Origin of the sequence: Microbacterium forte (genome assembly GCF_031885415.1) — a bacterium.
In the GTDB taxonomy this organism is placed as follows: domain Bacteria; phylum Actinomycetota; class Actinomycetes; order Actinomycetales; family Microbacteriaceae; genus Microbacterium; species Microbacterium forte.
In genome coordinates, this window is record NZ_CP116871.1 from 426,942 (window position 1) to 449,378 (window position 22,437).

The window sequence follows — 22,437 nt, forward strand, 5'->3', positions numbered from 1 at the left end:
CACTGTAACGCATGAGCGGAGAGAACGGCAGGGTCGCCGTGCGGTCGGAGATGCGCTGGAACGGCTGGGGCGATCCCGCTCGGGCATCAGATCTGCCGCGTGCCGTGCGCATGCTTCTGCCCTTGCTGCTCGGACGCCCGCAGAAGCCCGCGACGGCGGTGAACCTCGCCGAGGTGCGGGTCGAGCCGTCCGCACTGCTCGACGGCGATCTTGAGGCGCTGAGGGCGGTGGTCGGGGCAGAGCACATCGACACGGCGGATGAGTCGCGGATCCGCCATGCAGGGGGCCGCTCGACACCGGATCTGCTCAGACGGCGGCAGCGGGAACAGGCGTCTCCGGATGCCGTCGTGCTGCCAGGAAGCCACGATGAGGTCGCGGCGCTGCTCCGCGTGTGCGCCGACCTGGGGATCGCCGTGATTCCGTTCGGGGGCGGAACGAGCGTGGTCGGCGCTCTCGACCCCGATCGAGGCGCGCACCGCGCGGTCATCAGTCTGGACCTGCGGCGGCTCTCGGGCCTCATCCGTCTCGATGAGGTGAGCGGCGAGGCCTGTCTCGCCGCAGGGACCGCCGGTCCGGAGGCTGAGGCGCTGCTCGCTGCTCAGGGCTTCGAACTCGGCCACTATCCGCAGAGCTTTCGCTACGCCACGATCGGCGGGTTCGCGGCTGCGCGCTCGTCGGGGCAGAACTCGGCAGGGCATGGGCGATTCGACTCCATGGTCACCGGCCTCAGAGTCGCGACCCCGACCGGGGACATCGATCTCGGTCGATCACCGGGCTCCGCAGCCGGTCCCGATCTCATCCGAGTCTTCCTGGGGTCGGAGGGCATCTTCGGGGTGATCACCGAGGTTCGTGTTCGAGTCCACCCTGTGCCACGAGAACGCGTCCTCGAGTCGTGGAGCTTCGCGGACTTCTCGCATGGTGTCGACGGGCTGCGACAGGTGGCCCAGAACGGTGGTGGCCCCACGGTCATTCGTCTCTCAGATGAGGCCGAGACCGCCGTCAGCCTCGCCCAGGTGGGCCGGATCGGGAAGGCGCTCGCGAAGGGCGCGAGCATCGTCACCGTGTACGAGGGGGACGGCATCGCCGAGCGTCGGGCGCGGGCCTCCGAGATCCTGACGGCGGCAGGTGGCGTGTCATCCGGAGCGGGCGGCGCGGAGGGATGGCTCGACGGCCGATTCGACGGCCCCTATCTGCGAGATTCGCTGCTGGACGCGGGGGTGTTCTGCGAGACGCTGGAGACGGCGACCACGTGGTCGAACCTGCACCACCTCCGAGCGGAGATCACGGCCGCTCTTCGCGGCGGCTTCGCGGCGGCCGGAGCCAAGTCCTATGTGATGTGCCACGTCTCACACGTCTATCCGACCGGAGCCTCCCTGTACTTCACGGTGCTCGCGAACCTTCGGTCCGACCCCCTGGAGGCGTGGGCGGAGATCAAGCGACGGGTGAACGACTCGATCATCGCGGCGGGTGGCACGATCAGCCATCACCACGCCGTCGGTCGCGATCATGCCCCATGGCTCGAGAAGGAGATCGGCGAGACGGGCGTGCGGATCCTCGCGGCCATCAAGCGCGAGCTCGACCCGACGTGGATACTCAACCCGGGGGCGGTCATCATGTCGGATCGGTCGGCCTGACATGGCTGAGCACATCGCCGTGCTGTCGAACCCGTTCGCCGGCAAGGGGCGCGGAGCGCATCAGGCCGAAGCCGCGCTCGCCCACCTCCGCGCCCGAGGTCTGGACGTGCGCGTCTACACGGGAGAGTCGGCCGCGTCCAGCCGGATCCTGGTGGCACAGGCGCTCCGTGAGAGTCCTCGCGTGCTCGTCGTCGTCGGAGGAGACGGCACGCTCTCCGCCATCCTCGACGCGGTGTGCGCAGCCGGGGTGCCGGTCGTCCTGGTGCCGGCCGGCACCGGCAACGACCTCGCTCGAGCTCTGGGTCTGCCCCGCCGCGACCCGGTCGCCGCGGCGGAGCTCGTGCTGACCGGCGTTCCCCGAGCGATCGACATCGGTGAGATACGCGCGGCGGGGCGCGTCGATCCATTCCTGACGATCGCCGCGCTCGGGTTCGATGCGAAGGTCAGTGATCGCACCAACCGGCTGCGCTGGCCGCACGGTGTGCTGCGCTACTACCTCGCCCTGATCGTGGAGCTCGTGCGCCTCCGGCCGATGGAGTTCACGGTCTCCGTCGACGGCGCCGCGCCCATCCACGCGCCCGGCACGCTCGTCGCGGTGGGCAACACCGAGAGCTACGGCGGGGGCATGCCGTTGTGCGTCGGCGCCGCCGCCGACGACGGGCTGCTCGACATCGTGCAGGTCGCGCCGCTGACTCGGCTTCGGCTGCTGCACCTGTTCCCGCTGCTGTTGCGCGGAGCGCATCTGACCAGACCCGAGGTGACCCATCGCCAGGCTCGTTCCGTGACGGTGAGCGCCCCGGGGCTCGTCGTCTACGCCGACGGAGAGCGCATCGCCGACAGCGAGTGCACCATCGGAATCCGCCGGTCGGCTCTGACGATCCTGGTGCCCACGACTGCGCAGGAGCAACGATGAACGATACCTCGCGCGATGCGCAGGACAGCGGGGCCTTCGACGACGAGGTCGTCGTCATCGGCTCGGGGTTCGGCGGCTCGGTGGCCGCATTGCGGCTGGTGGAGAAGGGCTATCGCGTGCGCGTGTACGAGGCGGGTCGTCGCTTCGAGGACGAGGACTTCCCGAAGACCAACTGGAACGTCCGCCGCTATCTGTGGGCGCCGAAGCTCGGATGCTTCGGCATCCAACGCATCCATCGTCTGCCTCATGTGATGATCCTCGCGGGAGCAGGGGTGGGCGGGGGCTCCCTCAACTACGCCAACACGCTGTATCAGCCCGGCGGCGCGTTCTTCGATGACCCGCAATGGAGTGCTCTCGCGGATTGGGAGACTGACCTCGCGCCGCACTATGCGACAGCGAAGCGGATGCTCGGAGTGGTGGAACGCTATCCGCACACGGGCCCCGTCGAGCGCATCATGGCGGGCGCAGCCGACGACCTCGGAGTGGGTGGCACGTTCCGCAACGCACCTGTCGGGGTCTGGTTCGGCAAGCCCGGCGAGCGCACAGCGGACCCCTTCTTCGGAGGGGAGGGTCCGGACCGCACAGGCTGCACGCTCTGCGGCAACTGCATGGTCGGATGCCGCGTCGGCGCCAAGAACACACTGATGAAGAACTATCTCGCCCTCGCAGAGAAGCGCGGTGTCGTCATCGAGGCGTTGCGCACCGTCACCGAGGTGCGCGAACTCCCCGGCGGTGGCTTCTCGGTGACGACGGAGCGAAGCGGGGCATGGTTCCGGAGCGAGCGCCGCACCGTCCGTGCACGCCAGGTGGTGCTGGCAGCGGGGACCTGGGGCACGCAGCAGCTGCTGCATCGGATGAAACGCGCCGGAGCCCTCCCACGGGTGTCGGACGCGGTCGGCCGCCTCACCAGGACCAACTCGGAGGCTCTCGACGGCGCCGTCGCCGTTGCTGTCCCGGCCTCCCTCGAGCTCGCGCGCGGCGTCGCGATCACGACCTCGTTCCACATCGATGCGAGTACGCACGTCGAGAATGTGCGGTACGGGCCGGGATCGAACCTCATGGGGGCGCTCGCGTCGATCATGGTGCCCGGTGATCGCGGTCTCGGACGACGACTGGCGAGTCTGATCGGTCAGTTCGTGCGTGCGCCGATCCGTCAGCTGCGTCTGGGCTCACTTCGACGCTGGAGTGAACGCGGCATCATCGCGCTCGTGATGCAGACGGTCGACAACTCCCTCTCGCTGTCACTCCGGCGACGGTTCGGGCGGCTGGTCATGACCAGTGCACAGGGACACGGCGAACCGAACCCCAGTCATCTGCCGCAGGCGCACCGCGCGGCCGCGGCGATCGCAGCGCGGGTCGAGGAGGAAGGCGGCGTTCCGGCTGCGGCCCGAGGCTCGTGGCCCGAGGTCTTCGGCATCCCGCTGACTGCTCACTTCCTCGGAGGCGCCGTGATCTCGTCCACCCCCGAGACCGGCGTGGTCGATCTCTACCATCGGGTATGGGGTCACCCGGGGTTGCACGTCGTGGATGGCGCCGCCGTCCCGGCGAACCCCGGGGTGAACCCGTCGCTGACGATCACCGCGCTCGCCGAGCGCGCTCTGTCGCACTGGCCCCGCCGCGGCGAGGCCGATCAGCGCCCGCCGCTGTAGACACGACGGAGGGGGCCGCCTGATGGCGGCCCCCTCCGATGTTCAGATCAGCGGTTCTCGATGCCGCGGATCTGCGGCGTGTGGAACTCGCCGCCGAACGCCCGCTGCGAGGCGCCCTCACGGTCGAGGTACGGCGATGCGCCGCCGTCGATGAACGGCCAGCCGGCTCCGAGGATGAGGCACAGATCGATGTCCTCGACCTCGGGCACGACGCCCTCGTCGAGCATCAGCTTGATCTCGCTCGCAAGGCCGTCCTGCACGCGCTGCAGAATCGTCTCTGCCGACGCCGGCGTCTTGCCGACGGCGGGCCTCAGCAGCTTCTCTGCCTGCTTCGTCCAGCCGGTGACGCGACCGCCCTTGTCCTTCTCGACGACCGCATCGAGCTCTGCGAGCGCATGGAAGTTCTCGTTCGCATAGAAGCGGTCGGGGAACGCGTGCGCCATCGTGTCCTGCACATGAGCGGCGACCTTCCATCCGACCAGGTCGATCAGCTGGAACGGACCCATCGGAAGGCCGAGCGGCGCGAAGGCCTTCTCGACGTCCGTGATCGGGGTGCCCTCGTAGACCGCGCGAGCTGCTTCGCCCATGACCTTCGCCAGCAGACGGTTCACCACGAAGCCCGGGGCGTCGGCGGTGAGCACCGCGTTCTTGCCCAGGTTCTTGGCGACGACGAATGCCGTCGACAGCGCGGCCTCGGAGGTGCCCGGTGTCTTCACGATCTCGATCAGCGGCATCACCGCGACCGGGTTGAAGAAGTGGAACCCGACGAGGCGCTCGGGGTGAGCGAGCTTCGCGCCGATCTCTTCCACAGACAGCGACGAGGTGTTCGTCGCGAGGATGGCGTCTTCGGCGATGACCTTCTCGATCTCGCCGAACACCTGCTGCTTGACGCCGACCTCTTCGAAGACGGCCTCGATGACGAAGTCGCAGTCGGCGTAGAGACTCTTGTCGGTGGTGCCGGTCACGAGCGCCCGGAGCTTGTTGGCGGAGTCCGCGTCGAGGCGACCCTTCGCCTCGAGCTTGCCGATCTCCTCGTGGATGTAGGCGACTCCCTTGTCGACGCGCGCCTGGTCGAGGTCGGTGATCAGCACGGGCACCTGCAGCTTGCGCACGAACAGCAGCGCGAACTGGCTGGCCATCAGGCCGGCGCCGATGATGCCGACCTTGCTCACCTTCTTGGCCAGGGCCTTGTCGGGAGCGCCGACCGGGTGCTTCGCGCGCTTCTGCACCAGATCGAAGGCATACATCGAGGCGGCGAACTGGTCACCCGTCACGAGATCGGCGAGGGCCTCGTCTTCTCGGGCGAAGCCCTCGGCCTTCGTTCCGCTCTTCGCCTTGTCGAGCAGGTCGAGTGCGGCATACGGAGACTTCGGAACCGTGCCGATCTTCGACTCGAGCATGCCTCGGGCCATCTTGATCGCGATCGGCCACTTGGTGAGTCGTTCGATCTTGCCCGGCTCGTTCTTGCGCTCGACCTTCTTGCCCCCGAGGACCGCATCTGCCCAGGCGAGAGAGTTCTCGAGGTAGTTGGCCGCGGGGAAGATCGCATCGACGATGCCGAGATCGAAGGCCTGCTGCGGCTTCAGCATCCGGTTCTGCTTGAGCGGGTTCGAGATGACGACCTCGAGAGCGTTCTCGATTCCGATCAGGTTGGGCAGAAGATACGCCCCACCCCACCCGGGGATGATCCCGAGGAAGACCTCGGGGAGCGCGATCGCCGCTGCGGAGGCGTCGACCGTGCGGTAGCTGGAGTTCAGCGCGATCTCCAGACCGCCGCCGAGCGCGAGGCCGTTCACGAACGCGAACGACGGCACTCCGAGCTCGCCGAGCTTGCCCAACACCTTGTGACCGAGCTGCGCGATCAGGCGGGCGTTGTCACGCGAGCCGACCTTGCTGATGTCGGAGAGGTCGGCGCCGGCGGCGAGGATGTACTGCTTGCCGGTGATGCCGACCGCCTGGATCTCTCCGGCAGCGGCGCGGGCGGCGAGCCCGTCGAGGGTCTCGCCGAGGGCGGTGAGCGTGGCGGGTCCCAGAGTGTTCGGGCGGTTGTGGTCGCGTCCGTTGTCGAGGGTGATCAGCGCGAGGACCTTGCCCGACGCGAGGCGGATGTCACGCACGGGGGAGTGCGTGATCACCTCGCCGTCGGTGAGAGCCTGGATGGGGGAGAAGTCGACATTCGCGTACTGCTCGGAAATCGAGTTGGCCATCGGGCTTACTTCCTCTTCTTGCCGTCGTAGTGCGGGTTCTCCCAGATGACGGAGCCGCCCTGCCCGAGACCGACGCACATGGCCGTCAGGCCGTAACGCACGTCGGGGCGCTCGGCGAACTGCGCCGCGAGCTGGATCATCAGACGCACACCGGATGCCGCGAGGGGGTGACCGAGTGCGATGGCGCCGCCCCACTGGTTGACACGGGGGTCGTCATCGGCGATGCCGAAGTGATCGAGCAGCGAGATGACCTGAATCGCGAAGGCCTCATTGAGCTCGAACAGGCCGATGTCGGCGATCGTCAGTCCGGCCTTCTTCAGGGCCTTCTCCGTCGAGGGGATCGGTCCGATTCCCATGATCTCGGGCTGAACGCCGGCGAAGGCGAACGAGACCATGCGCATCTTCGGCGCCAGGCCGAACTCCTTCACGGCTCCACCGCCGGCGAGCAGCGACATCGTGGCGCCGTCGGTGAGCGGCGACGAGGTTCCCGCCGTCACCCGACCGTGCGGGCGGAAGGGCGTCTTCAGGGCGGCGAGGTCGTCCATCGTGGTCTGCGGACGACGACCCTCGTCCTCGGTGGCGAGACCCCAGGCGCCGTCGGCGCCCTTGGTCGCGACCGACACGAGATCGGGCTGGATCTTTCCGGCGTCGTAGGCCGCCTGCACCTTGTGCTGGCTGAGCATGCCGAACCGGTCGGAGCGCTCCTTCGTCAGGTGCGGGAAGCGGTCGAAGATACGCTCGGCCGTGACGCCCATGTTCAGGGCACCGGGGTCGACCATGCGCTCGGCGACGAAACGCGGGTTGGGGTCGGCGTTGCCGCCGATCGGGTGGTGGCCCATGTGCTCGACACCGCCGGCGAGAGCGAAGTCGTACATGCCGACGCCGATCGACGCGCCCATGGTCGTGACGCTGGTCATCGCGCCGGCGCACATGCGCTCGACGGCAAGTCCTGGCACAGTCTGCGGAAGCCCCGCGAGAATCGCCACGGAACGGCCGAGGGTCAGACCCTGGTCTCCGGTCTGACTGGTCGCGGCGATGGCGACATCGTCGATGCGGTCGGCCGGGACGGCTGCGTTCCGCTCCATGAGGCCGATGGTCGCCTTGACAGCGAGGTCATCAGCGCGGGTGTTCCAGTACATGCCTTTTTCGCCGGCGCGCCCGAAGGGGGTGCGCACTCCATCGACGAAGAAGACGTCCGATATTTCGGCCACTCTGCCTCCAAGTTTGTGCGGTGGCCTCAGTCTATGGAGGGCCGGAAACGGGGAGGAATCGGTTGGATCGAACCTACGAAGCGTCCGACGGGGGCTCGTCGGGTGTTTGCGCGGCTTCTACAAAGGCGTCGGCGATCTTCTGTGCAGTCTGTGCAATCTGCCAGGGGCGGGCACCGAGCTCCGCGAGCGCGTCGCCGATGGCTTCCGGCGTCGTTCCCGGCACGTCCCAGGCCACCCGGCGGAGGTGATCGGGGGTGAGCAGGTTCTCCGTCGGCATTCCGAGCTCCTCAGCCGTGGCCTCGACGACGGGGCGCGCGGCCTTGAGGCGCGCATCGGCCTCCGGATTGCGGTCCGACCATGCCCGAGGTGGCGGCAGCGTGTCGCTCGGAACCCGCTCACGGGGCAGCTCCTCCGTGGTGCGTCCATCGACCATCGCCTGCCACCAGCGATCGAGTTGCGTACGGCTCGCTCGACCTTGGAAGTCCTTGATGCCTGCCAGCGCCTGCTTGCTCTGCGGGTTCGCGAGCACCGCAGCGATCAGTGAGCGATCCGGCACCAGACGTCCCGGAGAGACATCCTGATCCTGCGCGAAGGCCTCGCGAGCCTGCCACAGCGAGCGCGCGACGGCCAGGTTGCGCGCACCGCGCACCTGGTGGAGCCCGCTCAGGCGACGCCAGGGGTCTTCGCGCGGAGGCTTCGGGAGTCGGGTGAGCGTGGCGGCGAACTCCTCGGCGGCATACGCGGTCTTGCCCTGCTCTTCGAGCTCCGCCTTCAGCGCCTCATAGACGTCGATCAGGTACAGCACATCGAGCGCCGCATACTCGAGCCAGGCAGGGGGGAGCGGTCTGGTCGACCAGTCCGCCGCAGAGTGCTCCTTCTTGAGGGTGATGCCGAGCGTGTTCTCCACGACGGCAGCGAGACCGACTCGTTCGTGACCCAGCAGACGCGATGCGAGCTCGGTGTCGAAGATCTCCTGCGGCAGCAGATCGAGTTCGCGAAGCGAAGGGAGATCCTGGCTGGCTGCATGGAAGACCCAGAGCACATCGCCGATCGCCTCCTGCAGCGGGCTGAAGTCGCCGAGCGCCGGGGGGTCGAAGAGGAAGACCCCCGCGTCTCGGCGGAAGACCTGCACGAGATACGCCCGCTGGGAATAGCGGAATCCGGATGCCCTCTCGACGTCGACGGCGACAGGGCCTGTGCCTGCGGCCAGTGCAGCGCACGCTGCACGGAACTCCGAGACGTCGGAGATCACGGAGTATTCAGTCACGTGCTGCCTTTCGCGCGCCGATAACGGCGATGCCCTCGGAACCCGGCGGAAGACCCGCCAGCATCCCGACCAGTTCGACCCAGGCCTCGACATGGGGTGCGAAGGGGCCCTCGGGTGTCCAGGACGCCCTCAACTCTATCTGTGCGCCGTCTCCTTCGACGGCGAGGCCACCGAAGCCCTTCGAGAGGGTCTTGGTCGACGTACCGGACTCGGAGTGATAGCCGGCGCCCCTGGAGTCGAGCGCGTCGACGAGCCACGACCAGGTGACATCGGCGAGCAGGGGATCGGTGCCGATCTCCGTCTCCAGCGGAGCCTGGGCGAAGATCACGATTCGCCAGTCGCCGTCCCATGCTGCCGGGTTGTCGGGATCATGCAGCAGCACGAAGCGTCCGGTGCCGTAGGCGGACTCCCCGCTGTCGTCCGGGCGGACGTCTGCGGCGAGCGCGAGGGCGTGCGGAGCCAGGCCCTGTGGTGTGGGTATCTCGCGGATGGTGATGTCTGCGCGGAAGGCGATATCGCGCAGTTCGGCCACGGCGGCGTCGAAGATCGTCCCGGCATCGGGGTGAGCGGTCACGGCAACAGGCTAGAGTCAGGAAGCGATGAAGAGTCTCAGGCACGCCGTTGCGCTCCTTGTCCCTGCACTGCTCGCTCTCGGGACGGCACTGGCCCTGCTCGTCTTCAGCGTGGCCCGCCGGGTCGTGATTCCGAAGAAACGACCGGCCGACGTCGAGATCCTCGCGGTCGACACCGGCGCGCAGACGATCGAGCTCACTCGAACACGAGACACCGAGCTGCCGGGGCGTTACGGTCTCTTCACCTCGGGCACGTACGGGTACGTCAAGCTCGGTGCGGTGCTCAGCGCCGACGCGACGACCGTGCGGCGCAAGCTGCTCACGCAGATCGAGCCCGGCGCCCGCGTCGACAGGAGTGCGGGATTCAGCGGCTGGTACTACTCGACGCCCAGCGAGCTGCACCTGCCATGGCAGAACGTGCTCATCGGGTCACCGGCGGGTCCGTGCCCCGCGTGGCTCTTCCCCGGCGAATCGTCGACGTGGGTGGTCCAGGTGCACGGCCGCGGAGTCACCCGTGCCGAGTGCCTTCGCGCAGTCCCCGTGCTGCACGCGGCGGGCTTCCCGAACCTCGTCGTGTCGTACCGGAACGACGGCGAGGCTCCACGCAGCCGAAGCGGCTCCTACGCGCTGGGGGCCGCCGAGTGGCGCGATGTGGACGCCGCTGTCTCGTACGCGCTGCGCCACGGCGCTGAGCGCGTGATCCTGATGGGATGGTCGATGGGGGGTGCGGTCGCTCTGCAGACCGCACTGAACTCGGGCAACCGCGACCGCATCGCCGGACTGATCCTCGAGTCGCCCGTGATCGACTGGCGCAGCGTGCTGCGCTTCCAGGCGCGAGCGGCGGGAATGCGCGCGCCGCTGCCGGATCTGGCTATGAGCGCGCTGTCCGTTCCGCTGACCGCGCGGCTCAGCGGCGCTGAGAACGCGATCTCGTTCGACAGCCTCGACATAGTGGCGCGCGCGGATGAGCTGAAAGTGCCCATTCTCATCCTGCACAGCGATGACGACGGATTCGTGCCGGCCGACGCGTCGCACGCGCTGCAGCAGGCCCGCCCGGATCTCGTCACCATGCCGGCATTCTCGGGCGCTCGGCACACCAAGATCTGGAACTACGACCAGACCGGGTGGAGCGACGCCATCACCGGATGGCTCGCCGCTCAGGGCTTCAGCGCTTCTGCCTGACCTGCTTCTTCGCGCGCATGAGCATTCCCGTCATGCCGCCGATGCGCAGGGGCGACACGGCTCTGGTGAGCCCGATCGACTGCGGGTAGTCGTCGGGGATCGCCAGGACCTCGTCAGCAGTGAGGCCGGTGATGCCCTGCACGAGGATGCTCGCGAACCCGCGCGTGGTCGGTGCCTCGGGCGGAGCCGTCGCGTGCATCGTGACCACGCCGTCATTCACCTCGACGTAGATGTAGACGGGGGATTGGCACTCCGCGACGCGCTCGCACATCTCCGGGTGGTTCGCGACCTCCTCGGAGACCTCGGGCAGCTCGTCCGAGTACTCCAGCAGGAGCAGCAGACGATCCGCTTCGGGGGTCTCGAGGAATCCGTCGCGGATCTCGGCGAGGGTGTCAGGAAGTTCGCTCTTGCTCATCCCCGCCATCCTCCCACGGTCAGAGGGATCCGGGCTCCGATCCGGTGACGATCGGGACGCGCACCGCGCTGCCCCACTCGGTCCACGAGCCGTCGTAGTTGCGGACGTTCTCGAAGCCGAGCAGGTGCCTGAGCACGAACCAGGTGTGGCTGGAGCGCTCACCGATGCGGCAGTACGCGACGACGTCGTCGCCGTCCGCAAGCCCGGCGCCGTCGCGGTAGATCGCATCGAGTTCGGCACGCGACTTGAAGCCGCCGTCCTCTGCGACCGCCTTGGCCCACGGCACGCTCTGAGCAGTCGGGATGTGGCCTGCGCGCAGAGCGCCCTCGTCGGGGTACGCCGGTGCGGTGGTGCGCTCACCGCTGTACTCCTCGGGGGAGCGGACGTCGATCAGGGGGCTGCCGATGTGTGCGAGAACGTCTTCCTTGTAGGCGCGGATCACAGAGTCATCGCGCTCGACGACGGGGTACTCCGTCGGTGTGATCTGCGGTGCGTCGCGGGTGATCTCTCGACCCTCCGCGATCCAGCGATCGCGACCGCCGTCGAGCAGTCGCACGTCCTCGTGGCCGAAGAGCGAGAAGACCCAGAGTGCGTAGGCGGCCCACCAGTTGTTCTTGTCGCCGTAGATCACGACCGTGTCGTCGCGGGAGATGCCCTTGCTGCTGAGCAGCTTCGCGAACCCCTCGCCATCGACGTAGTCGCGGACGACCGGGTCGTTGAGCTCGGTGTGCCAGTCGACCTTCACGGCGCCCGGGATGTGACCGGTCTCGTAGAGGAGCACATCCTCGTCGGATTCGACGACGACCAGGCCGGGCGTGCCGAGGCGCTCGGCCAGCCACTCGGTGGTCACGAGCCGGCCGGGCTCGGCATACTCGGCGAACTTGGACGAAGTGGTGTCGAACTCGATGGCCACAGGGATCTCCTCAGACGGTGAGCGGCGATGATGCAGGGGTGACGGCGTAATGTGGAGCCGATACTTCGACGATAGATCCACGCCGCGCGCCCTGCACCGGATTCGTAAGACTTCGACACAGGTGCGCCCCGATACAGGACCGTGATGACCGACACGCCCACCCGCACGGGCATCGTGCACCTGACAGATCGACAGCCGACCGTCACCGGTCCCGAGATGCTGGCCAGCCTCGTGCCGCCGCCGCAGTTCGACGGCGCCACGTTCGAGAGCTATCGCGCCGACGAGGCGTACCCGTCTCAGGAAGAGGCGAAGGAGACACTGATCCGCTTCGCCGGACGAGGCGCTCCTGTGAAGCGCGGTGGATTCTTCGGCCGAGCCAAGAAGGAGCCCGAGACGAAGCCGGGCGTCTATCTCGACGGCGGCTTCGGCGTCGGAAAGACCCACCTGCTGGCCTCGATCTATCACGCGATGCCCGCGCGCAGGAAGTACTTCGGCTCGTTCATCGAGTACACGGCTCTGGTCGGCGCGCTGGGATACAAGAACACCGTCGACCTGCTCAAGGGCGCCGATCTGCTGTGCATCGACGAGTTCGAGCTCGACGACCCGGGCGACACCATGGTGATGACGCGCCTGATCGGCGAACTCGTGCCGACCGGCACCAAGCTCGCCGCAACCTCGAACACGCCGCCGAACGCGCTGGGAGAGGGACGCTTCGCCGCGCAGGACTTCCTGCGTGAGATCCACGCGATGTCGGACAGCTTCCAGACGATCCGCATCGACGGCGTGGACTTCCGCCAGCGCGCTCTCGACGGGCACGCCGTCGTCAGCGATGACGATGCGTACGACCGCGCGATCGAGGATGGGGCCGGCCGGGGCATCGCATCAGACGACTCGTTCGCCGATGTGATCCGTCACCTGGCTCGCGTGCACCCCTCGCGCTACCTCCGGATCATCGCAGGACTCGACCTCGTGGGCCTGAAGGACGTGCGAGTTCTGACGGACCAGTCCGAGGCTCTGCGCTTCGTCGCGTTCGTCGACCGTGTGTACGACGCGCAGATCCCGATCGTCGCCACCGGTGTGAGCCTCGATCAGGTGTTCGCGGAGGAGATGCTGAGCGGCGGATACCGCAAGAAATACCTGCGTGCTATCTCCAGACTCAATGCACTTACACACGCGGATCGCAGTGTCGCGTAACGCGATGTTCACACACGCGGCGTCTCTGTAACGCCGCCGCAACAAACCTCACGCATTCCGGAAATCGGGCGGCCTCACACTGAAGCTCTCAGTTTCCCGAATGTGAGGTTTGACTATGGATGCTCCAGGCAACATCTCCTGGGCGATCACCGCGACCGCCCTCGTACTGCTCATGACGCCCGGCGTCGCCTTCTTCTACGGCGGTCTCGTCAAGGCCAAGAGCGTCGTCAGCATGATGATGATGAGCTTCGGCTCGATCGGCCTCGTCGCCGTTCTGTGGATCCTCTTCGGGTTCTCGATGAGCGCCGTCGACAGCCCCACCGCCTTCGCAGGCAACCCCTTCGCCGACATCGGCCTCTCCAGCCTCGCGGCCGGTGAGGGGTCGAACGTCGCACTTCTCGGAGTCGCATACGGTGCGACCTTCGCGATCATCACCGTCGCACTCATCTCGGGTGCCATCGCCGACCGTGCGAAGTTCGGCAGCTGGCTGATCTTCGCCGGCGTCTTCGCCACGGTCGGATACTTCCCCGTCGCCGCATGGGTCTGGGGCGGCGGTTGGATCATGAACCTCGGCACCACGCTCTTCGGTGAGGACAGCGGCATCGGAGTGATCGACTACGCCGGCGGTACCGCTGTGCACATCAACGCGGGTGCTGCCGCGCTCGCGCTCGCAATCGTCCTCGGCAAGCGCATCGGCTTCCAGAAGGGCATCCTCAAGCCGCACAACGTTCCGCTGACCCTCCTCGGTGCTGCTCTGCTGTGGTTCGGCTGGTTCGGCTTCAACGCCGGTGCCGAGTGGCTCGCAGAGGACATGGGCGGCGTCGGACTCATCGGTCTGAACACCCTCGGCGCTACGGCGGCCGCGATCCTCGGCTGGATCCTGATCGAGAAGATCAAGGACGGAAAGCCCACGTCGGTGGGTGCAGCGTCGGGTGCCGTCGCCGGTCTGGTCGCCATCACCCCCGCCTGCGCCAACCTGACCCCCGGGTGGTCGCTGCTGCTCGGTGCCGTCGCCGGCATCGTGTGCGCACTCGCGGTGGAGATGAAGTTCCGCCTCGGTTTCGATGACTCGCTCGACGTCGTCGGCATCCACCTCGTCGGTGGCCTGATCGGAACGCTCTACCTCGGCTTCTTCGCCTCCGGAACCGGTCTCTTCGTCGGTGGCGACGCACGCCAGCTCGCCGTCCAGGCGATCGCAGCTCTCGGTGTGCTGGTCTACTCCTTCGTCGTCGCCTTCATCATCGGCTTCGCGATCGAGAAGACGATCGGCTTCCGCGTCACCAGCGAAGACGAGATCGCCGGTGTCGACCAGGTCGTGCACGGCGAGGAGGGATACGCACTGGCCGACGCCTGAACTCCCGTTAGGGTGACCGTGTGAGCAACTCGAACGGCATCCTGGCAAGACTCGCGGAGATCCTCTTCACAGCACTGGGATCTGACCGGGCGTCTCGGACGAACACTCGTCCGGGACGCCCGGTCTCGCGTGTGCGCACGTCCGAGGAGGTGCGCTCCGCAGCATCCGGCTCGAGAAATCCCGCGCGGGGAAAGGAGACGGTGCGCGTCGACCCCGACCGGATCGAGCAGCTCCGCATCGGCTACGCGCCCGACCGCGACGGCGCACCGGACGCGGGAGAGATCATCTGGACCTGGGTGCCGTACGAGGAGAACGACGGCAGGGGCAAGGACCGTCCGGTGCTCGTGATCGGGCGCGAATCGGCGGATCGGGTCTACGCGGTGCGAATGACGAGCAAGGCCCACGACGGCGACCGCGACTATCTGTCGATCGGTTCCGGAGACTGGGACTCGCAAGGACGCGAGTCGTGGGTCGATATCGAGCAGCTCTACAGCGTGCACGAGAGCGGTCTGCGCCGCGAGGCGGCCGTGCTCGACCGTTCTCGTTACGGTCGGGTCGCATCGGCGCTGGCACGTCGGTACGGCTGGGCGAGCGCGTGAGCATCTGACTCTTTCGAGCGTCTCGGGGTCCCGAAGCCGCGCACTCTGCTGAGCGTCCACACCAGCGAGCCGGATGCGACGAGAGCCGCCACGAGTCCCGCGACGTGCAGTGTCAGAGACATGCCGCCCCGCTCGGGCAGCAGGAATCCGTAGGGCACCCAGCCGTCCGTGATGCCCCTGAGCAAGACGACGCCCAGCCATGCGACCGGGTACGGGAGCACGAGCCAGAGGCGTCGCCACGGCATCGGAGCACGATCGCCGATGAGCACCCAGTCGAACACCAGCAGCACGGGGAACAGGGTGTGGAGTGCGAGGCTCACCCAGGCCGGCGCGCTTCCGGTTCCCGGTACCAGCACGTTGTACACGACGCCCACGACGATCATGCACGCAACGGCCACGGCACGAGCGCTGGTGAGCGGTACAGGTATCGAGCGACGGCGAATCGTCAGCAGCCCCGTCGCTATCAGGACACCAGCGGTCAGCAGACTCGTCAGATTCGTGAAGTAGCCGAAGTAGTCGACCAGACTCGCTCCCTGACGGGGAATTCCGATCACATACGTGAACACCAGGATCTCGACCACCACTCCGCCCACGAGCACACGGAGGATTCCGATCCCAGGAGAGGCAGGCGGCAATGACGTCATCCGTTCAGGGTACGAGCGGGACTCCTGCAATCCGTTCGGCGAAGCGCTGCGAACCATCTGTGAGTCGCAGCACGCGACGACATCACAGGAGGCATCATGCGTTTCATCCCCACCAAGGTCCATGGCATCCTCGACTACGTCGTCGGAGTGGCGCTGATCGCTGCTCCGTGGCTGTTCGGCTTCGCAAACGTCGGCGGTCCCGCCGTGATCATCCCGATCGTGCTCGGCGTCGGCCTCATCGTCTACAGCCTGTTCACGAAGTACGAATGGGGCCCCTTCGGCTTCATCCCGATGCCCGTCCACCTCGTCTTCGACATCGTCGCGAGCCTGTTCCTGGCGCTCTCGCCCTGGATCTTCGGCTTCTCGACCGAGGCGCCCAACGTGTGGCTCCCGCACGTGGTCGTCGGTGTCGCCGTGATCCTGGTCGTCCTGTTCTCACAGCCCCAGCCTGCGAGCGTCAAGGCCACAGCACGCGCCTGATCCATCTGCACTCTGAAGCCCCGCACGGAACGTCGGCCCCGTGCGGGGCTTCAGTTCTGCAACGCCGAGCTCACCCAGCGTGCGTACTGCTGCCAGGGTTCGCCCTCAGTGTGCAGCCCCGCAATGTGCGCCGACAGGATCGGGGTGAGCGTGAACCACTCGCCCCCCTCGCGGGCTTCCGCGAACTCCCGATGTCTCGCCTGTTCGACTTCCCGACCGCCACGCTCGAAGGCCAGGAGCTCTTCGTGCCGGATGCTGGCGAGGCGTTGCCGAGGGCGACGGCTGGTTCCGATCTTCACTCGGCGGTCATAGCGGATGTAGTAGACCACCTCGATCACGGGCCTGGGCAGACCGGGATCCGGCGAGTCCCCGTATCGCCATCCGCACCAGGCGCACATCAGCGCCGCTGCCACGCGCACTGCCTCCGCGTGGCCGCACAGCGAGCAGGGGCTGGGTAGCTGGATGGCCGACACGGTCGGCACGCTACCGGCAGCCACCGACGTCGAACCTCGCCTAGCTGCGCCGCAGCGAGCCGGAGTCTTGGAAGCGCTGCGACGAGCGGGTCGAGATCCCGGGAGTGGATGGTCTCCCACACCGCCGGCATCCCGCGGCTGCGGTCGCCCGAGAGGAAGTCGTCGAGCAGAGTGGTCATCCTGTGCCGGGCGACGATCCGCTCATGGGTGCGAAAAAACCCCGCGACACCTGAGTGTGCGGGGTTGTGGTGGGCGATACCGGACTCGAACCGATGACCTCTTCCGTGTGAAGGAAGCGCGCTACCAACTGCGCCAATCGCCCATACCTGTGGGGTACGTCAACCGATACTACCCGACGGTCGGAGGCGAAGTTGACCATGCTGGGAGACACGCGCGAGATTCGGTTTGAGTTTTGACAGTCGCCGATCATCGGCTAATGTTTCATAAGTGCCCGGGACAACAACCGGGAACAACGCGGATGTAGCGCAGTTGGTAGCGCACAACCTTGCCAAGGTTGGGGTCGCGAGTTCGAGTCTCGTCATCCGCTCAAGTGCAGGGGCCTTCTTCGGAAGGCCTTCCGCACGTGGGGTCAATCCACACGGTGGCGTGGCCGAGCGGCTAGGCACCGGCCTGCAAAGCCGTTTACACGGGTTCGAATCCCGTCGCCACCTCAGTAACTGAATAGCCCGAACGGGCGCGATTGGCGCAGCGGTAGCGCGCTTCCCTGACACGGAAGAGGTCACTGGTTCGATCCCAGTATCGCGCACAGAGAAACCCCCGGTTTTCCGGGGGTTTTTTGTTTCTCCGGGGTGATCTTTCGCCGAACGAGCCGACGAGGAGATCGTTCACTCGGCGGTGATGAGCGTCGGAGCAGGGTCCTCCAGCCCGCTTCGTAGCTCGACCCGTGTTCACACGACGGGAGCGGGGCAACTGCCCGCTCACACTGCGATCAGGTCGGCTGTGACGACCGCTTGACCACGTCGTAGGCGGCGAGCGCAGCCTTGCGTGTCGCAGCGAGATCGACGATCGGCTCCGACGGAGCATCCGATGCCCACTGCGAGATGTAGAGACCGTTCGGGTCGAACTTCTTCGCCTGCAGTTCGGGGTTGAAGACACGGAAGTACGGTGCGGCGTCAGCGCCGGACCCCGCCACCCACTGCCAGTTGAACGGGTTGCTCGCGCCGTCAGCATCGACCAGCGTGTCCCAGAACCACTCCTCGCCGCGACGCCAGTCGATCAGCAGGTTCTTCACGAGGAACGATGCCGTGACCATGCGCACCCGATTGTGCATGAAGCCGGTGTGCCAGAGTTCCCGCATGCCCGCATCCACCAGCGGGATGCCGGTGTCGCCATGCTGCCACGCCTCGAGCTGCGCCGGATCGAGCGGCGGCCACGGGAACGCGTCGTACTGACGGCGCAGATTGACGGTCGCCAGATCGGGGGAGTGGAACGTCGTGTGCCAGGCGAACTCGCGCCAGCCGAGCTCCGAGAGAAAACCTGCGGCACCGTCGGCGTCGACCGCCTCCTGCCAGACGGTGAACGGGCTGAGCTCGCCCCAGCGGAGACGAGGCGAAAGCAGAGAGGTGGCACCGGCCGACGGTTCGTCACGGGCGCGGTCATATGACCCGATGTCCTCGTGCAGGAAGGAGCGCAGCCGGGCGCGCGCGGCAGGCTCGCCGGGCTCCCAGGTCTCGCGCAGTCCGCCGGCCCAGTCAGGGCGGGTGGGCAGCAGGTTCCAGTCGTCGAGGTCGTCTGAGGCCGGCGCGCTGGCGACTCCGTCGAGGCTTCGCGGTGCGGGGAGCGGCGCTCGGGGCGTGGGAAGCGCGAGGCAGGCGCGCCAGAACGGAGTGAACACCGAGAAGTGGGTGCCGCTGCCGGTCTTCACCGTCCACGGCTCGTGCAGCAGCGATGCCTGGAAGGACGTCACCTCGAGTCCGTCATCGCGCAATGACGTCTTCAGGGTCGTGTCGATGTCACGTTCGGCACCGCCGTAGCGCCGGTTCCAGAACACGGCTGTGGCTCCGGTGTCGGTGACCGTCTCGCGCACGACGCGGTCGGCCGGACCACGCCGGAGGATGAGCGATGCGCCGAGGTCCTGCACCCGTTCGCTCAGCGACGCGAGGGAATGGTGCAGCCACCAGCGAGCAGCACCGCCCAGCGGTCGTATGCCGGGGGACTCCTCGTCGAGGACGTACAGCATGACCAGGGGTTCGTCGCGATCGATCGCTGCCCTCAGTGCCGGATTGTCGGCGAGCCGAAGGTCGTCGCGGAGCCAGACGAGTGAGGGAGAGACCATGGCACCATTCTCACCCGAGCGTCCGAACCGGTGGGCGGGGTTGCGCGCCTGGGACCTCAGCGGCTACGGCGCGCCGGTCGCCTACGCGCGGGAGCTGGCTCGGCGGTCGACCACACAGCCCACAGCACCAGGAGCGGCTGGAGGAAGAGGCGTCCGAAACGACGAGCCTCGGTGTCGAGACCCGGCGTCGACCGTCGGGTTCGCCACTGGTGCACGTTTCCGGGGAAGACGGCGACGAAGAACGCGGCAGTCGCGAAGCCCATGCGGCGTCTCTCCTTCGGGAGGGCGAGCAGCCCGACGGCGAGAGCGACCTCAGCGGCTCCCGAGGCGATCACGATCGCGTCCTTGTCGAGGCGCGTGGCCTTCGTGGCCCAGTCCGGCACGACGACCCGGAAGCCCCGGGTGCTCACGAAATGGACGATGCCTATCGCCCCGAGTGCGAGTGCGAGGATCCAACGCGCCAGTGCTCTGATCATCTGCTCACGCTACCCCGACGGCTCCGGAGGGCATGCGGTTCGTCGGAGCGCCGCCACGCCCGGTCATCCGGAACCGAGCATTCGGGCGCCCTCCCATTCGCGAAACCCGTCGGCGATCTCGGGTGCGTGCGTGTGATGCAGATAGTGCTCGCCGTCGATGGGGATGACGGTTCCGTCGTCCACGGCCGCGGCCTGGCGCTCGTGCAGGTCGAGCCAGTTCGGAGTGACCGCGTTGTCGGCGACCACGAACAGCAGGAGCGGGAGTCGGTCGGGAAAGCCGGTGCCCGCGGCATCCGCGAAGTTGGTCCTGATGTGCGTCATCTCATCGAGATAGGTGGGGGAGAGCGAGTTCCGATTGCTGAGGAGCGCCATCTGCTCGCGCGCGTCGTCGTCGTAGTCGAGGCCGCCCAGGTCATCGCCCGTCAGGCTCGTGATGACTCGGACCAGGCCCAGACTCTTCGCCGCGCCCAACAGCCCGACGGGGAACTGCGTGTCCATGTTCGGCTGCCCCGGCACGCTCGTGTCGATGCCGACGAAGGCCGTCACCTCATCCGGGTATCGCTCGGCGTACTCGATCGCATAGAGCCCTGCGATCGAGTGCCCCATGAGGACGTACTCGTCGACCTGCAGCACCCGGAGTGCCTCGTGGATCTCGCCGACGATGTTCTCGGTCGTCCGCTCGGTGTCGGTGCCGTCGCTCAGACCATAGCCGAACGGTTCGACGACGATCACCCGGTGATCTTCAGCCAGATCGGACACCAGCGGCGCGAAGTCGAGCACAGGCGAGGCCGTGCCGAAGCCCGGGAGAAGCACGATGTCGGTCGCGCCCTCTCCTGCGACGAGGACGTTCATCTCGCGGCCGTCGACCACCACCGTCTGACCGTAGGGTTCGATACGGTCGCGCTCGGTGGCTGTGGCTACCGCATTCACGATCGTCGTGGTCGTGAGACCGACCGCGAGAACGCCGCCGATCGCGGTCAGGACGACGAGGGTTCTCTTGATGGATCTGCGCACGGTGGCCTTCCCGGCGCACGTGGAGATCGGGAGGAGCGCGCGCCTGCTCTCCAGCCTGACGAACGCGAGACGCCCGCGCGTCAGCCCTCGACGGACATCCGCATACCGCGTTCGCGGTATGCGGATGTCATCCGGCGGGAGGATCCGGGCGTCGCGGAGACGCGAAATACTGGATGCATGCCGACGACCCGTGAACCCCGTGGCGGGATTCGACTGAACGATGTCGTAGCCCACCAGATCGCGGTGATCAGCCTGAACGCCGGTGTCGCCTCGTCGGCGCTCGACAGCAGGCCGGAGCGCGCCAGGGAGGCTCTCACCACGGTGCGCAGTGCATCTCGCACTGTGCTCAGCGACATCGGCGGCCTCATGTCGCTGCTTCGCTCCGATGCTCTCGACGACCCCGAAGACCGCCGGCCGCAGAGCGGGCTGGCCCAGCTGGACACCCTGATCGACGGTTTTCGACGAGGTGGGCTCCGAGTCGATCTGCGGCGCCAGGACGACGGGTTCGTGCTGTCGCCCGCGAGTGACCACGCGGCGTATCTCGTGCTGCAGGAGGCACTCACGAACGCCCACAAGCACGGCCTCGGAGGCACAGCCACCGTGGCGCTGCGCATCGAGAGCGCGGCCCTGCACCTGACGATCGTGAACCCGACCAGAAACGTCGCACCTGCGTCGCCGGCCCCCGGCAACGGACTCCGTGGCATCCAGGAGCGGCTCGCAGCGGTGCGTGGAGCGGCACACTTCGGCAGCGATCGAGGTGTCTTCTCGCTGGAGGCGTGGATCCCGGTCGAGGGCGTCGATACGCCGTGACGGTCTCGGTGCTCGTGGTCGACGACCAGCCTCTCGTGCGACATGCCGTGCGGGACATCCTCATCGACGGTGGCCTCGTGGTCGCGGGGGAGGCATCGAACGGACACGACGCCGTGCGTCTGGCGAAGACGGCCGCACCGGACGTCGTGCTCATGGACATCAGGATGCCGGAGCTCGACGGAATCGCCGCCACCGCGCTCATCTGCGCTCAGAACGACTCAGCCGTCCAGAACGACTCGGCGGCTCAGCCGCGAGTGCTGATCCTGACGACGTTCGAAGAGGACGAGAACGTCGTCGCCGCACTTCGCGCGGGGGCGAGCGGCTTCATCGGCAAAGGCGCGGAACCCGACGAGATCGTCCGGGCTGTGCGCACCGTCCACGACGGGGAAGCCCTGCTGTCGTCGATGGCCACGCGTGCACTGATCGAGCGCTCCATCCGACGCGGCGGATCAGACCCCGCCGCACGATGGACCACCGCCCTCGCTCTCCTGACTCCGCGCGAGCGCGAAGTGCTCGTGCTCGTCGCCGAAGGCCTCGCCAATGACGAGATCGCCGCGGGGCTCACGATCTCGCCGCACACCGCGAAGACCCACGTGAACCGGATCATGTCGAAGGCGGGAGCACGCGACAGGGCGCAGCTCGTCATCCTCGCCTACGAGACCGGACTCGTCGTGGCCGGCGACTGATCCGCGTCGTCAGGCGTGACAAGCCCTGCGCCACACTGGGATCATGACCGTCCTGCGCATCAGCATCCTGTTCGTGCTCGCCGCCGTCGCCGAGATCGGGGGCGCCTGGCTGATCTGGCAGGCTCTGAAGGAGAACAGAGGCTGGGTGTTCGCGGTTCTCGGGGTCATGGCCCTCGGCGCATACGGGTTCATCGCGGCGCTCCAGCCCGACGCGAACTTCGGGCGTGTGCTGGCGTCGTACGGCGGCGTGTTCATCGCCGGATCCCTGGCGTGGGGGATCATCGTCGACGGCTTCAAGCCGACGCTCTGGGACTGGGTCGGATCCGCGATCGCGCTGGTCGGCGCGGCGATCATCATCCTCGCGCCGACGGCGGCGGACACCTCGTCGGAGACGGGACTGTAGCGGTCAATCGGCCCCGGGCATGCGAGTAGCCTAGATCCAGACCCA

General features: G+C 67.4%; 22 protein-coding genes and 4 tRNA genes. 14 read left to right on the plus strand and 12 right to left on the minus strand.

Features of this window, described 5'->3' with window-relative positions:
• Window positions 1–11: 11 nt before the first annotated feature.
• The 3 genes from OB895_RS02190 to OB895_RS02200 are packed head-to-tail and all read left to right on the plus strand — an operon-like array spanning window position 12 to window position 4,196.
• Entirely contained in the window at window positions 12–1,634 is a 1,623-nt protein-coding gene (locus OB895_RS02190) for an FAD-binding oxidoreductase (protein WP_311878824.1), read from the plus strand.
• A 1-nt stretch (window position 1,635) separates the two neighbouring features.
• Window positions 1,636–2,547, plus strand: a complete 912-nt coding sequence (locus tag OB895_RS02195; protein ID WP_311878825.1) for a YegS/Rv2252/BmrU family lipid kinase — start codon at window positions 1,636–1,638, stop codon at window positions 2,545–2,547.
• A complete protein-coding gene (locus OB895_RS02200; RefSeq protein WP_311878826.1) occupies window positions 2,544–4,196 on the plus strand; it encodes a GMC oxidoreductase in 1,653 nt (550 codons plus the stop codon). The genes OB895_RS02195 and OB895_RS02200 overlap by 4 nt, the downstream gene beginning before the upstream one ends.
• Window positions 4,197–4,243: 47 nt before the next feature.
• On the opposite strand, the gene OB895_RS02205 is transcribed toward OB895_RS02200, so the two are convergent.
• The 4 genes from OB895_RS02205 to OB895_RS02220 form a co-directional block, all read right to left on the minus strand.
• Window positions 4,244–6,403, minus strand: a complete 2,160-nt coding sequence (locus OB895_RS02205) for a 3-hydroxyacyl-CoA dehydrogenase NAD-binding domain-containing protein (protein ID WP_311878827.1) — start codon at window positions 6,401–6,403, stop codon at window positions 4,244–4,246.
• A 5-nt stretch (window positions 6,404–6,408) separates the two neighbouring features.
• Complete coding sequence (locus OB895_RS02210; protein WP_056377658.1) at window positions 6,409–7,614, minus strand: thiolase family protein; 1,206 nt, start codon at window positions 7,612–7,614, stop codon at window positions 6,409–6,411.
• A 73-nt stretch (window positions 7,615–7,687) separates the two neighbouring features.
• On the minus strand, window positions 7,688–8,881 hold the full coding sequence (locus tag OB895_RS02215) for a ribonuclease D (RefSeq protein WP_311878829.1): 1,194 nt from the start codon (window positions 8,879–8,881) through the stop codon (window positions 7,688–7,690).
• Complete coding sequence (locus OB895_RS02220; protein WP_042540241.1) at window positions 8,874–9,455, minus strand: DUF3000 domain-containing protein; 582 nt, start codon at window positions 9,453–9,455, stop codon at window positions 8,874–8,876. Before OB895_RS02220 ends, OB895_RS02215 begins: the two co-directional genes overlap by 8 nt.
• 25 nt (window positions 9,456–9,480) lie before the next feature.
• Between OB895_RS02220 and OB895_RS02225 the strand changes: the two genes are divergently transcribed.
• Entirely contained in the window at window positions 9,481–10,635 is a 1,155-nt protein-coding gene (locus tag OB895_RS02225) for an alpha/beta hydrolase family protein (RefSeq protein WP_079112862.1), read from the plus strand.
• Here OB895_RS02225 and OB895_RS02230 read toward each other — a convergent pair.
• Entirely contained in the window at window positions 10,619–11,050 is a 432-nt protein-coding gene (locus OB895_RS02230) for a SufE family protein (RefSeq protein WP_056377665.1), read from the minus strand. The two genes, OB895_RS02225 and OB895_RS02230, sit on opposite strands and share 17 nt — an antisense overlap.
• Before the next feature lie 19 nt (window positions 11,051–11,069).
• Entirely contained in the window at window positions 11,070–11,963 is an 894-nt protein-coding gene (locus tag OB895_RS02235) for a sulfurtransferase (protein ID WP_309688779.1), read from the minus strand.
• Between the two features lie 144 nt (window positions 11,964–12,107).
• Here OB895_RS02235 and zapE point away from each other — a divergent pair, with 144 nt between their 5' ends.
• The 3 genes from zapE to OB895_RS02250 all read left to right on the plus strand — a co-directional run bounded on the left by zapE (window position 12,108) and on the right by OB895_RS02250 (window position 15,110).
• Window positions 12,108–13,157 carry a cell division protein ZapE gene (zapE, locus tag OB895_RS02240; protein ID WP_079112861.1) on the plus strand — a complete coding sequence of 350 codons (1,050 nt, stop codon included), beginning with the start codon at window positions 12,108–12,110 and terminating at the stop codon, window positions 13,155–13,157.
• Between the two features lie 115 nt (window positions 13,158–13,272).
• Window positions 13,273–14,511, plus strand: a complete 1,239-nt coding sequence (locus OB895_RS02245) for an ammonium transporter (protein WP_042540252.1) — start codon at window positions 13,273–13,275, stop codon at window positions 14,509–14,511.
• A 20-nt stretch (window positions 14,512–14,531) separates the two neighbouring features.
• A complete protein-coding gene (locus OB895_RS02250; protein ID WP_079112860.1) occupies window positions 14,532–15,110 on the plus strand; it encodes a type II toxin-antitoxin system PemK/MazF family toxin in 579 nt (192 codons plus the stop codon).
• On the opposite strand, the gene OB895_RS02255 is transcribed toward OB895_RS02250, so the two are convergent.
• Window positions 15,056–15,754: a Pr6Pr family membrane protein gene (locus tag OB895_RS02255; RefSeq protein ID WP_194285922.1), complete on the minus strand. Its 699-nt coding sequence runs from the start codon at window positions 15,752–15,754 to the stop codon at window positions 15,056–15,058. The genes OB895_RS02250 and OB895_RS02255 overlap by 55 nt on opposite strands.
• A 96-nt stretch (window positions 15,755–15,850) precedes the next feature.
• Here OB895_RS02255 and OB895_RS02260 point away from each other — a divergent pair, with 96 nt between their 5' ends.
• Entirely contained in the window at window positions 15,851–16,234 is a 384-nt protein-coding gene (locus OB895_RS02260; protein WP_042540254.1) for an SPW repeat domain-containing protein, read from the plus strand.
• A gap of 50 nt (window positions 16,235–16,284) precedes the next feature.
• Here the strand turns inward: OB895_RS02260 and OB895_RS02265 are convergent, their stop codons facing one another.
• Together OB895_RS02265 and OB895_RS02270 are read right to left on the minus strand one after the other, a co-directional pair.
• Window positions 16,285–16,707 (minus strand): GIY-YIG nuclease family protein, encoded by a 423-nt coding sequence (locus OB895_RS02265; protein ID WP_311878845.1) that lies wholly within the window; start codon window positions 16,705–16,707, stop codon window positions 16,285–16,287.
• Window positions 16,708–16,953: 246 nt separating this feature from the next.
• Window positions 16,954–17,029 (minus strand) — tRNA-Val (locus OB895_RS02270).
• Between the two features lie 152 nt (window positions 17,030–17,181).
• Between OB895_RS02270 and OB895_RS02275 the strand changes: the two genes are divergently transcribed.
• The 3 genes from OB895_RS02275 (at window position 17,182) to OB895_RS02285 (ending at window position 17,473) form a co-directional block, all read left to right on the plus strand.
• Window positions 17,182–17,254, plus strand: a tRNA-Gly gene (locus OB895_RS02275).
• A gap of 53 nt (window positions 17,255–17,307) precedes the next feature.
• A tRNA-Cys gene (locus OB895_RS02280) sits at window positions 17,308–17,378 on the plus strand.
• Between the two features lie 23 nt (window positions 17,379–17,401).
• Window positions 17,402–17,473 (plus strand) — tRNA-Val (locus OB895_RS02285).
• Between the two features lie 183 nt (window positions 17,474–17,656).
• On the opposite strand, the gene OB895_RS02290 is transcribed toward OB895_RS02285, so the two are convergent.
• From OB895_RS02290 to OB895_RS02300, 3 genes are all read right to left on the minus strand, one after another.
• Window positions 17,657–19,003, minus strand: coding sequence for a cryptochrome/photolyase family protein (locus OB895_RS02290; RefSeq protein WP_311878848.1), 1,347 nt, complete (start codon window positions 19,001–19,003; stop codon window positions 17,657–17,659).
• 56 nt (window positions 19,004–19,059) lie between these two features.
• Window positions 19,060–19,479 (minus strand): DoxX family protein, encoded by a 420-nt coding sequence (locus OB895_RS02295; protein WP_052492931.1) that lies wholly within the window; start codon window positions 19,477–19,479, stop codon window positions 19,060–19,062.
• A 63-nt stretch (window positions 19,480–19,542) separates the two neighbouring features.
• A complete protein-coding gene (locus OB895_RS02300) occupies window positions 19,543–20,493 on the minus strand; it encodes an alpha/beta hydrolase (protein ID WP_311878854.1) in 951 nt (316 codons plus the stop codon).
• A 177-nt stretch (window positions 20,494–20,670) separates the two neighbouring features.
• Between OB895_RS02300 and OB895_RS02305 the strand changes: the two genes are divergently transcribed.
• From OB895_RS02305 to OB895_RS02315, 3 genes are read left to right on the plus strand one after another with little or no spacing between them, the layout of a single operon-like run.
• On the plus strand, window positions 20,671–21,303 hold the full coding sequence (locus OB895_RS02305; protein WP_311878857.1) for a sensor histidine kinase: 633 nt from the start codon (window positions 20,671–20,673) through the stop codon (window positions 21,301–21,303).
• Entirely contained in the window at window positions 21,270–21,989 is a 720-nt protein-coding gene (locus OB895_RS02310) for a response regulator transcription factor (protein WP_311878859.1), read from the plus strand. Before OB895_RS02305 ends, OB895_RS02310 begins: the two co-directional genes overlap by 34 nt.
• 43 nt (window positions 21,990–22,032) lie before the next feature.
• Window positions 22,033–22,392, plus strand: a complete 360-nt coding sequence (locus OB895_RS02315; protein ID WP_311878862.1) for a YnfA family protein — start codon at window positions 22,033–22,035, stop codon at window positions 22,390–22,392.
• Window positions 22,393–22,437: the final 45 nt, after the last annotated feature.